Origin of the sequence: Rhizobium sp. RHZ02 (assembly GCF_014851575.1) — a bacterium.
GTDB classification, from domain to species: domain Bacteria; phylum Pseudomonadota; class Alphaproteobacteria; order Rhizobiales; family Rhizobiaceae; genus Rhizobium; species Rhizobium altiplani.
The window spans coordinates 1-15,068 of sequence record NZ_JACUZX010000005.1 but is presented as its reverse complement, the minus strand read 5'-3'; the positions used below and the strand labels follow the sequence as shown (position 1 = coordinate 15,068).

Here is a 15,068-nt window from a genome sequence, read left to right as displayed (position 1 = left end):
AAAATCCTTGTATGTTTTCTCTGTCACAATAGCAAGGGAAAAGCCAAATGTGCCATAATATTGATGGATTTTGGAAGGCATACAAAGTCGGGGATTAAGGGCGCCGATTCGGCTCCGTGGCCGCGAACCTCGCTGATACCGGCGATCTCGCGTTTGCCGGGAGAAGTTGATCGGAATGATATTTAAGGTGTGGCGGTCGATTGTTTAAGAGGGTACGACCCGCGACGGTGATATCCGGATGGCGGAAAATAAGGTTTACCGGCGTGGTGGCCGTTGCCGCGGCCGCGACGGCTTTTGCATTTCTTCCTGAGGTGCGAGCAGACGAAGCAGCGAAGGCCGACCCCTTGCTCGCTTATAGCGCCCGAATCATCGGCGACGATGCACGTACGCGCATTGTCATCGACTTCGATCGGGCTCCCGATTTTTCCGTCCACTATATCGCCAATCCCGAACGCATCGTCGTCGACCTGCCTGCGACAGCCTTCGGCTTCCCAGCTGCGGATCTCGCGGCGAGGGGTCTCTTCAAGGACATACGCTACGGCAAGATGGACGAGGACAGCGCCCGTATCGTGCTGACCGCCAAGAAGCCGGTGAAGATGGAAGTCGCCAAGGTCCAGGAAGATGAGGACGGCAAGGGGCACCGTCTCGTCCTGGATGCGGCAATGACGGACAACGAGAAGTTTGCCGAACTGGTCAAGGCCCAGTCCTGGAGCGATCCTTCGTCCCAACAGACGACGAGCGCCATTCCTGCGCCGGAGAAACCGGCTGATGGAGATTTCATCATCGCTGTCGATGCTGGTCACGGCGGGATCGACACGGGTGCGATCGGCGTCGATACCAAGACGCAGGAGAAGGACGTAACGCTCGCCTTCGCCAAGGCGCTCGCCGATCGCCTCAACCGCGAGTCCGGCATCAAGGCGTTCCTGACGCGAAAGGATGACTCGTTCCTGTCGCTCTCCGAGCGTGTGGAGATTGCCCGCCAGAACCATGCGGGCCTCTTCATTTCGATGCATGCGGACACCCTGAAGCAAAAGGATATTCGCGGCGCGACAGTCTACACGATTTCCGACAGGGCCTCCGACAAGCTCGCCGCCGATCTCGCCGACCGCGAAAACCTCTCCGACCAGATTGCCGGCAAGGAGACCGTGGCTGAGCCTCCCGAAGTCGCCGATATTCTGCTCGACCTGACGCGCCGCGAAACGCAGGCTTTTTCTATTTCGCTTGCTGAAAGCGTGCTTACATCCTTCAAGGATCAGGTAGGGACGATCAACAATCCACACCGCCATGCGGGCTTCCGCGTTCTGCAGGCACCGGATGTGCCGTCTATCCTGTTGGAACTGGGCTTCCTTTCCAACAAGGACGACGAAAAGCTCCTGCTTGATGACGGATGGCGGGGAAGGATGGCCGACCTGCTGACGGAGGCCGTCAAGCACTACCGCACGGCGATGGTTGCAAATGGGGGCTGATTGCAGCCGTGGCGCAGATGTGACACTTTCTGGTGTAACACGATCGCAATGTGGGAATAGCGCTTCAAGGCCCTATTTTACTCACATTCACGCCGTTACTCAGCCTTGTGTTTCCATAGATGAAACGGAATCGGCTTGTGGCGAAAACGCTCATGGAGTAAGTCGCCCAACATGCAAGATGCCCCGATCCTGCGATTGTTATATCGCGCTGATCGATGATTGAGATACCGGTAGCTTAAATATGATTAGACTTCTTGGATATTTCTTCGGAGTGGCTTGCGTCCTGTTCTTGGGCGTGGCGGCTGTTGTTGCCGTTTACTTGGCAACCGTCACGAAGGACCTTCCGGACTACGCAGTGCTGAACAGCTACGAGCCGCCGGTGACGACCCGCGTTCATGCAGGCAACGGTGCGCTAATGGCGGAGTATGCAAAGGAACGCAGACTTTTCCTGCCGATCCAGGCTGTTCCCGACCGCGTCAAGGCGGCCTTCCTGTCTGCTGAAGACAAGAACTTTTATCAGCACCCCGGCATCGATGTTACCGGCTTTGCGCGCGCACTGGTTGCTTATCTGACCGGCGGTCCGACGCAGGGCGGTTCGACGATCACGCAGCAGGTTGCCAAGAACTTCCTGCTTTCCAGCGAACAGACGATGGAGCGCAAGGCGAAGGAAGCGATCCTTTCCTTCCGTATCGAACAAGCCTACAGCAAGGACAAGATCCTTGAGCTGTACCTGAACGAGATCTTCTTCGGCCTGAATTCCTACGGTATCGCGAGCGCCTCGCTCACCTATTTCAACAAGTCGGTGAACGAACTGACGGTCGCCGACGCTGCCTATCTTGCCTCCCTGCCGAAGGGTCCCGCCAACTATCATCCCTTCCGCCATCCCGAAGCAGCGATCACCCGCCGCAATTGGGTCATCGATCGCATGGTCGAGAATGGCTATGTCAGTCAGTCCGATGGTGCCGAGGCCAAGAAACAGCCGCTCGGTGTCACCGGTCGCAGCAGCGGGCCCTCGCTTTTTGCATCCGGCTATTTCGCCGAGGCGGTCCGCCGTCAGTTGATCGACCAGTACGGCGAGAAGATGCTGTACGAAGGCGGATTGTCCGTTCGTACCTCTTTTGACCCCGCGTTGCAGGTCTTTGCGCGCAAGGCCCTTCAGGATGGTCTGACCAACTACGATGAGCGTCGTGGCTTCCACGGTCCGATCAAGCAGATCGACACGGCTGCTGACTGGGGCAAGGCGCTGGCCGATATTCCGGCTTTGACGGACGTGCCAGAATGGCGACTGGCTGTCGTGCTGGCCGTATCGGCCGACGGCGTCGACATCGGGCTGCAGCCCCCGAAGGATGGCGCGGGCAAGATCCCTTCCGAGCGCGAGCGTGGAGCCATCGAGGCCAAGAATATGCAGTGGGCATATCGCTCGGCTTCCGGCCGGAAGACAGCAAAGTCGCCCGACGGCGTTCTGTCAGCCGGGGATGTCGTCTACGTCGAGCGGTTGGGGGACGAAGGTTCCAAGTCCTACCGGCTTCGCCAGCCGCCGAAGGTCGAAGGCGGTCTCGTCGCGATGGACCCGAAGACCGGTCGCGTGCTTGCGATGGTCGGCGGCTTCTCCTACGCGCAGTCGGAATTCAACCGTGCGACCCAGGCGATGCGCCAGCCGGGTTCGTCCTTCAAGCCGTTCGTCTATGCGGCGGCCATGGACAATGGATATACGCCGGCGTCGGTTGTCAGCGACGATCCGCTGTCGATCCAGACGGGCAATGGCCAGGTATGGGCACCGGATAACTATGAAGGCGAGGGTGGTGGCGCCAACACGCTTCGCTTCGCGATCGAGCACTCGCGCAACCGCATGACGGTGCGCCTTGCCAACGATCTCGGCATGAATGTCGTCGCCGAATATGCAGAACGCTTCGGGATCTACGATCACATGATGCCGGTTCTCGCCATGTCGCTCGGTTCCGGCGAAACCACGGTCTTGCGCATGGTATCGGCTTATTCGGTCATCGCCAATGGCGGCAAGCAGATCAAGCCGACCCTGGTTGACCGGATCCAGGACCGCTATGGCCGTACGATCTTCAAGCACGAGGAGCGCGTCTGCGAGGGCTGCAATGCGAGCGACTGGCATAACCAGGACGAGCCCAACGTCGTCGACAATCGCGAAACCGTTCTCGACCCGATGACCTCCTACCAGATCACCTCGATGCTGCAGGGGGTCATCCAGCGCGGCACGGCCGCCGGCAAGGTCGATCTCGGCGGGCGTGACGTTGCTGGCAAGACGGGTACGACCAACGATGAAAAAGATGCGTGGTTCGTCGGCTTCACGCCAGATCTTGTCGCCGGCCTTTACATCGGCTTCGACTCGCCGTCGACGCTTGGACGCGGCGGCACAGGCGGCTCGCTTTCTGCGCCGATCTTTAACGAGTTTATGCAGGTTGCTGTGAAGGACATGCCGGAATCTAAGTTTGTCATTCCGGCGGGCATGAACCTCATTCCGATCGACCGCAAGACCGGCATGGCTGCGGTTCAGGGCGACCCGAACACGATTATCGAGGCCTTCAAGCCAGGTACCGGTCCTGCCGACAGCCTCTCTGTTATCGGCATGGACAATGCGATGGCGCCCGAAGAAATTCTGCGGACGTCGCCGCAGGCCAACCAGGCCGTCCAGTCCGGCGCCGGCGGCCTCTACTAACCTTTTCCCTGACCCGTTGTGGCGGTTGCGGCCCTTTACATCCGCAGCCGCCACAATTATTTGACGGGCAACTTTTCAAGCAACGCGAAGAAGCAGGAAAATGCGAGCGGAAATCCAGAACGTAGTCGATGAAACCAAGCAGGCTATCACCCTGCTGAGGAGGCATCTTTGACTGGGACCAGGCGATAAGACGACTGGACTGGTTGAACAACAAGGCAGAGGATCCGACCCTCTGGAACGATGCTTCGGAAGCACAGAAGCTGATGCGCGAGCGTCAGCAGCTAGATGACGGCATCAACGGCGTGAAGCAGCTCGAGCAGCAGCTCAACGACAACGTCGAACTGATCGAGATGGGCGAGGAAGAGGGCGACGAGAGTGTCGTCAAGGACGCCGAAGACGCGCTCAAGAGCCTGAAGGCTGAAGCCGCCCGCCGCCAGGTGGAGGCGATGCTATCGGGCGAGGCCGACAGCAACGATACCTATCTCGAAGTCCACTCCGGCGCAGGCGGAACGGAAAGCCAGGACTGGGCCAACATGCTGCTGCGCATGTATACCCGCTGGGCGGAGCGTCAGCGCTTCAAGGTAGAGCTTCTTGAAGTGCACGATGGTGAAGAAGCAGGCATCAAGTCGGCAACCCTGCTGGTCAAAGGCCACAACGCCTATGGCTGGCTGAAGACGGAGTCGGGCGTGCATCGCCTGGTGCGTATTTCGCCCTACGACAGCAACGCGCGGCGCCACACCTCGTTCTCCTCGATCTGGGTCTATCCCGTGGTCGACGACTCGATCAACATCGAGGTCAACGAGAGCGACTGCCGCATCGACACCTACCGCGCCTCGGGAGCGGGCGGTCAGCACATCAACACGACCGACTCGGCCGTGCGCATCACGCATATCCCGACCGGCATCGTGGTTTCCTGCCAGCAGGAACGCTCGCAGCACAAGAACCGGGCCAAGGCTTGGGACATGCTGCGTGCTCGTATGTACGAAGCCGAGTTGAAGAAGCGCGAAGAAGCGGCGAACGCCGAGGCAGCCTCGAAGACCGACATCGGCTGGGGTCACCAGATTCGCTCCTACGTGCTGCAGCCCTACCAGCTGGTCAAGGACCTGCGGACGGGCGTGGCGAGCACGGCGCCGGGCGACGTGCTGGATGGCGAGCTCAACGAGTTCATGGAAGCCGCTCTCGCTCACCGCATCAGCGGCAAGCCGGACGCTGTCGTCGACGACGTCGAGTAACCGCTCAAACGTATGAACATAGAGAAGGCCCCGAACGGGGCCTTTTCGATTCAAGCGGGAAAACCGGAAGTTCTCCAGCGACAAATCAACGGCTTCGACTAGTTGCTGGCTTTGCCGACGGTAACCTCACCAAATTCGTCGATGACGACAGTCCAAGTCTCCGATTCCGCATCCGGATCGGTCTTCAGGTAGACCATTGCAAAAAGGCCGGGCTCCTTGAGCATGCCGGAGGAGTTTTCGGGCCTGATGTCGGTGACATACGGCTTCAGATCGCTGAGTTCCTGCAACTCCACCGTCGAGGTGATGGACGGCTCAGCGTCGCTCTGCTCGATTTGCTGCAAATATATCTTGGCGGTGCGGTCCGCCTGCCTGACGGCAAACAGCTTGTAGTAGCCGTGGCGCGGTTTTGCGGGAGCGGGAACGGCAGCCGCAGTTTGGGGCGCCGAAGGTGATCGTTGAATGGCCGGCGCCGCACCGTCGTCTTCCCAGTAACCGGTGCTGGTCGCGAAGATGACTGAAGCCGGTAGGATCGCGTCTTCTGCCTCAACGCCTCGCGCGCAGAGGGTGGACGCGGCTAGCAGCAAGGTACAAAGCGTCGTTCGTCGCAAGCTCATGTCTCAGTCCTCGAACTGCTCCGCAAGAATACGATCGGACCATGATCGATCGGGATCGGAGAGAATGCGCGCGGTCGTAAGTTCCGATTGCGCGATGCGAATATGCAGCACCGATTTCACTTCCGTGTTGTCAGCGACCGCGTTGACCGGCCGCTTCTCCGCCTCGAGTATGTGTATATCGACCGTCACCTTGTTGGGCAGCAGGGCGCCGCGCCAGCGCCGCGGCCGGAACGCGCTGACCGGAGTCATCGCCAACAGAGGGGCGTCAAGCGGCAGGATCGGTCCATGCGCGGAGAGGTTATAGGCCGTCGAACCCGCGGGCGTGGCCACCATCAGGCCGTCGCAGATAAGCTCGTCGAGTCGCACGACACCGTCCACTTCGACCCGCAGTTTGGCGGCTTGATAGGATTGCCGGAACAGCGAGACTTCGTTGATGGCAAGTGCTGTCGAATTCGTGCCGTCGGAATTCGCCGTTGTCATCTGCAAAGGGTGAAAGGCATTTTCGACTGCTGTGCAGATTCGATCCTGCAGATCTTCCGTTCGATAGTCGTTCATGAGGAAGCCGATGGAGCCGCGATTCATGCCGTAGACCAGCTTGCCCGAGTTCATCGTGCCATGCAGCGTCTGCAGCATGAAACCGTCGCCGCCGAGGGCGACGATCACGTCGGCCTCTTCAGGGGGCACGTCACCATAAATGCCTATCAACTCTTCCCGAGCCGCCAGCGCCTCTGTCGCCGAGGAGGCAAGGAAGGAAAGCGTCTGAAACGAACGGCCCATATAATTCCTTTTACGTATTCAACGAACGATAACATAGTCTTGGCGTCTAGGCGCCAATAAAAGCCGATTTTGTCAAGTGCATCTGCAGCGCCGGCTGGAGCCATCGTCAATTCTTCGCTGCTCGATTTCAGGCGTATGCTGTGGAAGGCCCGGAACTCGAGCCGGGCAAGCCTCGGATCATCTTTCGTCGACAAGGCAGATGGCGTCAATCCTGGCGTGGGGCGGCACTGCGTACTCTCCGTCGATAGCGAGACCGTACGCGCAGGCTTGCCGAGGCATTCGTAGTGACAATGGATACAGAACGTTTTGAAACGTGCTCCAATGCCAAGTTGGCGTCTATAACCGCCCTTCTTTGCGGTAGCGTGCCACGCATGTATCGAGGCTCGTATCTGGAGGCGTTAGCGACAGCCGCCTGCTTCTGCCACAGCGCACTTTAACACCTGCTCCGCATATTCGACGACGGCTCTTTCGTCGGTGACACATAACTTCAGGACTTGGCATTTCTCCTTGAGTTCGTGCAGGACGCGTCGGTGAACCCTTGCAATCGCGGCAGTATTCTTGAGCTTCATGAGCTCCTGGAGACAAGCCACTGCTACGATCTCTGAAACCAGCAGCTTGCCTTCGACTTCTCCCTGCGTTGGAATGGCAAAACGCTCACCGCCGGGTTTGAAATCTCTATCGGGCGACAGCATGACAAACCTCCCATGGCCTTGATCGACGAAACGATGAAGAAATACGCCAGAGGGGCCGCCCAGGGTCGACAGCCGCCCCTTCGCACGCTCCAAGGCTATGTGGCTTTGACCTCGATCTTGCGGTCGTTCGTCCCGGTGTTGGCAGCCTTTGGAAGCGTGACCTTCAGGACGCCTTTCGCGAAAGCGGCGGCGATCTTATCTGCCTCGATGTAGTCAGGAAGCCGAAACGAGCGCTGGAAGGAGCCGTATCGGCGCTCCGAAAGGTGGTAGGCCTCGTCCTTCGATTCCTTTTCCTCCGTCTTTTCGCCCCGAATGGTCAGCACGCCGTTCGAAAGCCTGATGTCTATGTTGCTCTCGTCGAGGCCGGGAACTTCCGCGGTGATCTCGAATGCGTTGTCTTTCTCGACGACATCCACCGCGGGAGACACGACCCAGTCGGCAGCAGAAGTCGTGCGTCCGAGGAGCTGACCTGAGAGCGGACGCCATGAGGAAGGGCCGAAGTCGTCGAACAGCCGGTCGATTTCGGTACGAAGTGAGTCGAATGGAGACCACATCCCGCCGGGAGCCGGCGTCGTGGTCTTCTGTTCTTTCTTAATGGGGAACATATCGGGCATGATCATCTCCTGTTGGCCAAGAGGTCCGGAAGCCGGATCTAATCATTGCGTTTCGCTCGACATCGAGCGCAGTCATTAAAGCACGCGGGTGGGCAAGTGACTTTGATCAATGTCAAGAACACAGGAAATTAATTGGCGCGCGGACTCAGTCTAACGCAGTATCGGTCGAACCGTCCGCCGGAGAACGCACATTTAGAACATCGGTCGAAGACGCGTTTCGGTACCATCCGTTTTGCAGTGCGCCGAGCGATATCCTCTGCCCTATCCGTACACGTTTCAGGATTGGAAATTGATCCAGCACAATGCAGATCCAGCAAAAAAGGAGGATGATTTATGTAAGCGGTGTCCTCGTTTTGCGGCCCGTCGAGTATTCCTCGGAGGAATGGGAGAGACAGACATGTCAACGACACTCAGGAGTATGAGCCATGTAGAATGCTTGGAAATGCTGGAACGGGCGCATTTTGGTCATCTGGCTTGCAGTAACGAAGGCCGGCCGTACGTGGTCCCAATCTACTTTGCGTTCCAATCACGAGTAGCCTACAGTTTTTCGATGCCAGGACGAAAAGTGGAGTGGATGCGGCTGAATCCAAGAGTCTGTCTCCAGGTGGAGGAGCAGTGGGGGAAGGGCGGATGGAGGAGCGTCGTGCTGAACGGCCACTTCCAGGAACTGCCGGACGATGATGTCTGGCACGAGGAGCGCCTGCACGCGTGGTCACTTTTGCAGAGACACTTGGACTGGTGGGAGATCGGCTCGCTTGAGCCTCGCGAACTACCGACTGCGTCTGCATCTGCCCACCTATTCTACTGCATCTACACGGACGATGTCTCCGGTCGGGTCGTGGCCCTTTAGTGACAACGCCTCGGCCCTCGAGGTTTCCGCAATGTCTGCGCACCCTTTGACGGAGGAAGCCAATCGACTGTATCGGCGATCACGTGCCCATTACACGAGCCCAACCGAGTCGCTGGTAGCCTGAGAGATTAGCCACACACCGAGCATTCTCGTCCTCCGCACCCCTTCCACGCAAATAACATTCTGACTCGGCGCATGGCGGCTTTGTAACTGGAGGCAGGATCTAACCGCCGTCGATCGCCTCGCCGATGCGGGCGATCGCCTGCTGATACACACTCGCGGAGTTCCAGCCGGCGATGGCGCCGATATTGCCCTGATAGTCCCCGCCGGCGCCCCAGCCGTGCGCCCTGAGGAAGTTGGCCGTGGACATCAGCGCCGTGCTCTTGTCGCGCATGTTCCTGTTTCCGACGCCGTATTTCAGGACATTCCCAGGCAGGAACCCTGTGTGGCCGATCTCGCCGTGCATGGCGCCGACCGAGCCGGCACTCAGCACGCCGCTGTCGACTAGCTTGAGCGCCGCGATAGCATGGGGCGCGAAGAATTGCGGGCGGCGACAATCGTACGCGAGCGTGACGATTGCCGAAACTGTGTTCTGGTTGCCCATAGAGGCGCCGAAGTTGGTCTCCATACCCCAGATGGCGAGAAGCACGCCGGCGGGCACGCCGTAGTTGCGCTCGATGCTGTCGAAGAGCGCTGCATTCGCCGTCTTAAGCGAACGGCCCTTGGAAATAATCGCGGACCCACCGCGTCGTCTCATAAAGTCGGCGACCGAGCCGCTGAAAGCCTTGTTGACGGAGCGGTCGGCCTGAATGGTTCCTACGGCGTATTTCGCACCGGCAAGCGCTGCAAGACCCTTCCCCTTGACGCCTGCAGCCTTTGCCGTCTCGGCAAACTCTACTTTCCACTGTTCAAACCCGGCAGCGCTTTTGCCGCACGATGCCGCCTGCGCAACGCACGCCAGAAGGCAGAAGGCGATGGCGCCCGCCGCAGCAAGCAAAACTCCCTTAGCAAAGAATGCCATGTCGCTCTCCTCGTGGGTCTGAACCATCATGCATCCGGCCGCATGACGTCACTCGTTCACTTACGAAACCGGCTTGACCGGGAAGCGAAAGGAACTGAGAAGGTGCCTCTACTATGCACGTGAGGGCGATACGGTGCTAGTGACGAAACTGGACCGCCTGGCGCGATGAACGCGGACCTGATGGCGACTCTGGCGAAGCGGAAGACCGGCGGTTGTTGACCGAGTCCAAGACGCCGAGGAAATTGCAGCTTCTCGTCGACGGCGACAAATTTGGCAGATCTGTCTCAGTTCCATCGGCATTCTTTGATATGTGCGGCGACTTAGTTGGAGGCAAAAAGCATATTTCACAGCGTATTTGGTTTCCAATAGAGTATGGTTCCGTTTGGCTAGCGGGAGGCGCTTATGGCTCACAACGACCGTTCACGGCATATCACCCAAGGCATTGCTCGCTCGCCCAATCGCGCGATGTACTATGCGTTGGGCTATACCAAAGGGGACTTCGACAAGCCGATGATCGGCATCGCCAACGGGCACTCGACGATCACGCCATGTAATGCCGGCCTCCAGCCGCTTGCCGACGCGGCGATAGCCGCCATCAAGGCGGCCGGAGCCAATCCGCAGATATTCGGCACGCCTACCATCTCGGACGGCATGGCCATGGGAACGGAGGGCATGAAATATTCTCTCGTCTCGCGCGAGGTTATCGCCGATTGTGTGGAGACCTCGGTGCAGGGCCAATGGATGGATGGCGTTCTAGTGCTCGGCGGGTGCGACAAGAACATGCCGGGCGGTATGATCGGCATTCTCCGCGCTAACGTTCCGGCCGTCTATGTCTATGGCGGCACCATCAAGCCGGGTCGATGGAAGGGCGAGAGCCTCTCCATCGTGTCCGCGTTCGAGGCCGTCGGCGCTTACATGGCCGGAAAGATGAGCGCTGAGGATTTCGAGGGCATTGAGCGCAATGCCTGCCCGACGACCGGCTCTTGCGGCGGCATGTACACCGCGAACACCATGAGTTCGTCCTTCGAGGCGGTCGGCATGTCGCTGCTCTACTCCTCCAACATGGCCAATCCCGACCGAGAAAAGATCGATAGCACGGTCGAGTCCGCGCGCGTTTTGGTGGAAGCGGTGAAGGCCGGCATTCGACCACGCGACATCGTCACGCGGAAGTCGATTGAAAATGCCGTGGCGCTCATCATGGCCACTGGAGGTTCAACGAATGCGGTGCTGCACTATCTCGCCATTGCGCATGCGGCCGAGGTGGAATGGACGCTGGAGGATTTCGAGCGGATACGCCGTAGGGTACCAGTAATCTGCGATCTCAAGCCATCCGGCCGTTATATGGCTGTTGATCTCCACGCTGCCGGCGGCATTCCTCAAGTCCTAAAGCTACTGTTGAATGCGGGCCTTCTGCACGGCGATTGTCTCACGATCACCGGCAAGACGATCGCTGACGAACTCTCGGCCGTGCCCGACGAGCCTCGTGCGGACCAGGACGTTATCCGGTCGCTCTCAGCGCCACTGTATCGCGAGGGACATCTCGCCATACTCACAGGCAATCTGGCAGAGGGTGGGGCGGTGGCAAAGATCAGCGGGCTCAAGAGCCCGGTGATTGCTGGCCCGGCGCGCGTCTTCGAAGACGAGCAATCCGCAATGGATGCTATTCTCTCGGACAAAATCAAGGCCGGCGACATTCTGGTCCTGCGTTACCTCGGGCCGAAGGGTGGTCCGGGAATGCCGGAAATGCTTGCCCCGACCTCCGCTATCATCGGACGTGGCCTTGGAGAGAGCGTCGGTCTCATCACAGATGGGCGGTTCTCCGGCGGCACATGGGGTATGGTGGTCGGGCATGTCACGCCCGAAGCCTTCGAGGGGGGGGCAATCGCACTTGTCAAGGACGGCGACCAAATCACCATCGACGCCCATCAGCTACTTCTGCAGCTCGACGTCCCAGATGAAGAGATTGCGAGACGCCGAAGCCTTTGGAGCCAGCCTCCGCCGCGCTACAGGCACGGCGTCCTCGCCAAGTTTGCGGCCTTGGTCCGACCAGCGAACGAGGGAGCCGTGACGGGTTGAGGTCACATGAAAAAAACGCGCCAACTGAGGCGAATTAGTTATCAAGTCACTGATTTCGTGCAAAATTAGTGGTGCCCCCGGCAGGGTTCGAACCCGCGACCCCCTGATTACAAATCAGGTGCTCTACCAACTGAGCTACAAGGGCGATGCCTGCCAAGTACCAGATTCTGCCGTCCTGTAAAGAAGAAATCCGCGCGATCGTGATTTCGTTCGTCCGACCTTGCATCGGAGTTTGCGTTGCGAACGCCGCAGACCCGACTTTGCTAGTTCCGAGGCGCAGTCTGCCGCACGCTCGTTTGCAAGGCGTCACCGGTCTCTCCGGCACCCAACGGCGACATGATTGCAATGCTCAGCACCGAAGCAACCATGAAAACGATAATAGCGATCATTACCCGCACATTTCTCTCCTAAATCGTGCGAAGCCAACGCGCGGGGCCGACCGTCGGTTCCCCTGATGATAGCTACACGATCTACTGTACGGGTGCTGGAATAGGGCGTTCAGGGGCGGGCGCCAGCGGAGCGAGTTCGTGAATCGGCTGCGACTTGTCGATCCAGACGATGCTGAGAATGATGGCAACAAATACGCCGACGAACAGAGTGCCGATGACGAGGGAGCGGATGGCCATATGGAAATATGTTCCTCCTGTTCGAATGCGGGGCAGCATGGAAAAGAGCAGAGTCAAAACCGAGACGAGCAGCAGTTTGCTGGCTTCCTAGTTGCTTTGCGGCGCTGCTATCATCCCGCATATGGAAGAGCAAGATCGCGCCTTTCGCCGCGATCCCCCAACTCCATCAAATTTTCAAATGCTGCCTCGCCGCATAAAGAGCGATCGCCGCAGCATTAGATACATTGAGTGACTTGATCGCACCCGGCATGTCTAGCCTGGCAAGCGCGCTGACAGTTTCGCGCGTCTTCTGGCGTAGCCCCTTACCTTCGGAACCCAGCACGAGCGCCACCTTGTCACCCGAGAATGTGCCCTCGAGTGGCGCCGGTCCTTCCGAATCGAGGCCGATCGTGAAGAAGCCGAGCTTGTGCAGTTCTCCAAGAGCGTCGGCAAGATTCGTGATCTGGATATAGGGGATGAGTTCCAGTGCACCTGAGGCTGATTTCGCCAGCACGCCTGATTCGGTCGGGCTGTGGCGCTGTGTGGTAATGACGGCACCTGCATTGAAGGCCACGGCGGAACGCATGATGGCGCCGACATTGTGCGGATCGGTTACCTGGTCGAGCACGAGAAGCAGTGGGCTGTCCTTCAGTGCTTCCAGCCGGCGGACGGGCAGGGGGCGCGTTTCCAGCATGACACCCTGATGGATGGCATCCGGGCCGAGGACCTTGTCGATATCGTGCGGAGCGACGATTTCGACCGGAATGCCGAGCGCGTCGGCAGCGATCTCCAGACGCGCAAGCGCGTTCTGGGTCACCGACAACTTGACGTTCCGGCGCTCCTTGTTGTCAAGCGCGGCACGAACCGTATGAAGGCCGTAGAGATAGACCTGCTCGGGCGCGAGTGCAGGAGGCTTCCAGTCCTCGGCACCGCGCCGGCGCTTCTGTGGCGGCGGTGTCGGAATCTCACCGCGTTCGCGTTTGCTATCACGATGCGCGCGGCGCAGGGTTGCGTAATGCGTGTCCTTGGCGGATTTTTCGTCAGTGGGCTTGCCACCGGTTTTCTTGTCTTTGCTCATGCGGCTTTATAGCGAGCGTGCTTCTTTCCGCATAGGATTTCTTTCAGGACCCCGGCTTTCCACGGTCGATGAAATTTTTCACATTTTTTCCGTCGTCATCGTGTTGACATGCGTAAATCGTCCGGTCATATACGCGGCGCAGACCGAGGGGCGGCAACGCTTCGAAAGTCTGACGAGCTTGGTCTCACGATCCGGACGAAAAGACTGGAGAGATGCCCGAGTGGTTAAAGGGGACGGACTGTAAATCCGTTGGCTCAGCCTACGTTGGTTCAAATCCAACTCTCTCCACCATTCGTCATTGGATCGGATACCACCCCGCGGGTATAGCTCAATGGTAGAGCAGCAGCCTTCCAAGCTGAATACGCGGGTTCGATTCCCGCTACCCGCTCCAAATTTTCGCAGTGTCCTGTTGTTGCTGTAACGCTTTGCGCGAGCCGGGTCGCTATGCGTACCTCTAGCCCCAGAGCAGCACGAAAGGCGAGGCCAGCGCGATGATGCCGGCGATCGTCCATCGCTTTTGGGTGTTGGTGCTGAGATCCTCTCTCGACAGCCATATGCGGACAGCAACGAAGCCGATGGCGATGAGGGCGCTGTAGATCACGGCGCGCAACAGGATCGACCAGCCGCCACCGAAGAGACCGATCGCGATGCCGAAGCCGGTGAGGGCGCCGAGAATACCGTATCCCACGTCGAACATCAGCGTCGTGGTGGCCGAAAGTGGCGTCAGCATCTTTGGGAAGGCGATGGCAAATGCCGCTGTGAGCAGCCATATTGCGACGATCGCTTGCAGCGTCGAAGAGCTGACGATCGATGTCGCCAGAGCCGGGAGCCGCTCGGGCGAGGAGAGGCGTGCAAGCTGCGCGACCCAGTCGATCGCAGCGGCAAGAACCCACAATATGAATGCGCAAGCGGCAAAGATCAGAAAGTTGCCTGCGGATCGTTTTGCAATTTCCTTTGGTTCCATTGCGGTGTCTCCGAGCAGTGCTTCCGCGTAAGGGCTGCAAACGATGTACTATCATATCCTTGGCGCCGTCGCGCCCGTTCTTCGCGAATATATCTTCGCTGCCATCTCCGGTGGATATTGCCGATCGGGCGCTTCCTTCCCATATGCGCCCGCAGGCTAGGAATACGGTCCGCAAATAGGTCTTGCGCAATTTCCCCGAAAGCCTTAAACGGCGGCACTAAACCGGTTCGCCGGGGTCATCCATTTCGTTCACAGGAAGCATTCAAATGGCAAAGAGTAAGTTTGAGCGCAACAAGCCGCACGTTAACATCGGCACGATCGGCCACGTTGACCACGGCAAGACGTCTCTGACGGCAGCGATCACGAAGTACTTCGGCGAGTTCAAGGCGT

At 58.9% G+C, this 15,068-nt stretch carries 14 protein-coding genes, 3 tRNA genes and 1 pseudogene; 9 read left to right on the top strand and 9 right to left on the bottom strand.

What is annotated here, in order from left to right:
* Positions 1–311 precede the first annotated feature (311 nt).
* The 3 genes from IB244_RS10000 (at position 312) to prfB (ending at position 5,387) form a co-directional block, all read left to right on the top strand.
* Complete coding sequence (locus IB244_RS10000; protein WP_312867218.1) at positions 312–1,466, top strand: N-acetylmuramoyl-L-alanine amidase; 1,155 nt, start codon at positions 312–314, stop codon at positions 1,464–1,466.
* Positions 1,467–1,707: 241 nt separating this feature from the next.
* On the top strand, positions 1,708–4,155 hold the full coding sequence (locus IB244_RS09995) for a penicillin-binding protein 1A (RefSeq protein WP_018859836.1): 2,448 nt from the start codon (positions 1,708–1,710) through the stop codon (positions 4,153–4,155).
* 100 nt (positions 4,156–4,255) lie between these two features.
* Positions 4,256–5,387, top strand: a protein-coding gene (gene prfB, locus IB244_RS09990) for a peptide chain release factor 2 (RefSeq protein WP_100248113.1) whose coding sequence is annotated in 2 segments (ribosomal slippage) — positions 4,256–4,324 and positions 4,326–5,387 — 1,131 coding nt in all. Because the reading frame shifts where the segments join, the coding sequence is not laid out codon by codon here.
* Positions 5,388–5,485: 98 nt separating this feature from the next.
* Here prfB and IB244_RS09985 read toward each other — a convergent pair.
* The 4 genes from IB244_RS09985 to IB244_RS09970 form a co-directional block, all read right to left on the bottom strand.
* A complete protein-coding gene (locus tag IB244_RS09985) occupies positions 5,486–6,001 on the bottom strand; it encodes a hypothetical protein (protein ID WP_025661208.1) in 516 nt (171 codons plus the stop codon).
* Between the two features lie 3 nt (positions 6,002–6,004).
* A complete protein-coding gene (locus tag IB244_RS09980; RefSeq protein ID WP_018859839.1) occupies positions 6,005–6,778 on the bottom strand; it encodes an NAD kinase in 774 nt (257 codons plus the stop codon).
* Positions 6,779–7,176: 398 nt separating this feature from the next.
* Positions 7,177–7,470 (bottom strand): hypothetical protein, encoded by a 294-nt coding sequence (locus tag IB244_RS09975; RefSeq protein ID WP_018859840.1) that lies wholly within the window; start codon positions 7,468–7,470, stop codon positions 7,177–7,179.
* Between the two features lie 95 nt (positions 7,471–7,565).
* Positions 7,566–8,084, bottom strand: coding sequence for an Hsp20/alpha crystallin family protein (locus IB244_RS09970; RefSeq protein WP_029792831.1), 519 nt, complete (start codon positions 8,082–8,084; stop codon positions 7,566–7,568).
* A 397-nt stretch (positions 8,085–8,481) separates the two neighbouring features.
* Here IB244_RS09970 and IB244_RS09965 point away from each other — a divergent pair, with 397 nt between their 5' ends.
* The gene (locus IB244_RS09965) at positions 8,482–8,934 is read left to right on the top strand and encodes a pyridoxamine 5'-phosphate oxidase family protein (protein WP_029792832.1); all 453 of its coding nucleotides are present in this window, start codon (positions 8,482–8,484) and stop codon (positions 8,932–8,934) included.
* 223 nt (positions 8,935–9,157) lie between these two features.
* On the opposite strand, the gene IB244_RS09960 is transcribed toward IB244_RS09965, so the two are convergent.
* A complete protein-coding gene (locus IB244_RS09960; protein ID WP_192241826.1) occupies positions 9,158–9,955 on the bottom strand; it encodes a lytic transglycosylase domain-containing protein in 798 nt (265 codons plus the stop codon).
* A gap of 70 nt (positions 9,956–10,025) precedes the next feature.
* On the opposite strand from IB244_RS09960, the pseudogene IB244_RS09955 reads away from it, so the two are divergent.
* Together IB244_RS09955 and ilvD are read left to right on the top strand one after the other, a co-directional pair.
* Positions 10,026–10,121 (top strand): annotated as a pseudogene (locus IB244_RS09955) (recombinase family protein); the annotation flags it as partial.
* A 236-nt stretch (positions 10,122–10,357) separates the two neighbouring features.
* Positions 10,358–12,031, top strand: coding sequence for a dihydroxy-acid dehydratase (ilvD, locus tag IB244_RS09950; RefSeq protein WP_192304098.1), 1,674 nt, complete (start codon positions 10,358–10,360; stop codon positions 12,029–12,031).
* A 69-nt stretch (positions 12,032–12,100) separates the two neighbouring features.
* Here the strand turns inward: ilvD and IB244_RS09945 are convergent.
* The 3 genes from IB244_RS09945 to rlmB form a co-directional block, all read right to left on the bottom strand.
* Positions 12,101–12,176, bottom strand: a tRNA-Thr gene (locus IB244_RS09945).
* 325 nt (positions 12,177–12,501) lie between these two features.
* Positions 12,502–12,657, bottom strand: a complete 156-nt coding sequence (locus IB244_RS09940) for a hypothetical protein (RefSeq protein ID WP_018859846.1) — start codon at positions 12,655–12,657, stop codon at positions 12,502–12,504.
* Between the two features lie 166 nt (positions 12,658–12,823).
* Positions 12,824–13,714 (bottom strand): 23S rRNA (guanosine(2251)-2'-O)-methyltransferase RlmB, encoded by an 891-nt coding sequence (gene rlmB / locus IB244_RS09935; protein WP_018859847.1) that lies wholly within the window; start codon positions 13,712–13,714, stop codon positions 12,824–12,826.
* Between the two features lie 206 nt (positions 13,715–13,920).
* On the opposite strand from rlmB, the gene IB244_RS09930 reads away from it, so the two are divergent.
* Both IB244_RS09930 and IB244_RS09925 read left to right on the top strand, forming a co-directional pair.
* Positions 13,921–14,005, top strand: a tRNA-Tyr gene (locus IB244_RS09930).
* A 26-nt stretch (positions 14,006–14,031) separates the two neighbouring features.
* Positions 14,032–14,105: transfer RNA gene (locus IB244_RS09925), tRNA-Gly, on the top strand.
* A 63-nt stretch (positions 14,106–14,168) separates the two neighbouring features.
* Here IB244_RS09925 and IB244_RS09920 read toward each other — a convergent pair.
* Positions 14,169–14,678 (bottom strand): hypothetical protein, encoded by a 510-nt coding sequence (locus tag IB244_RS09920; protein ID WP_192241828.1) that lies wholly within the window; start codon positions 14,676–14,678, stop codon positions 14,169–14,171.
* Positions 14,679–14,944: 266 nt separating this feature from the next.
* On the opposite strand from IB244_RS09920, the gene IB244_RS09915 reads away from it, so the two are divergent.
* Positions 14,945–15,068 (top strand): GTP-binding protein (locus IB244_RS09915; protein WP_003578655.1); only part of this gene is annotated, 124 nt, incomplete at its 3' end.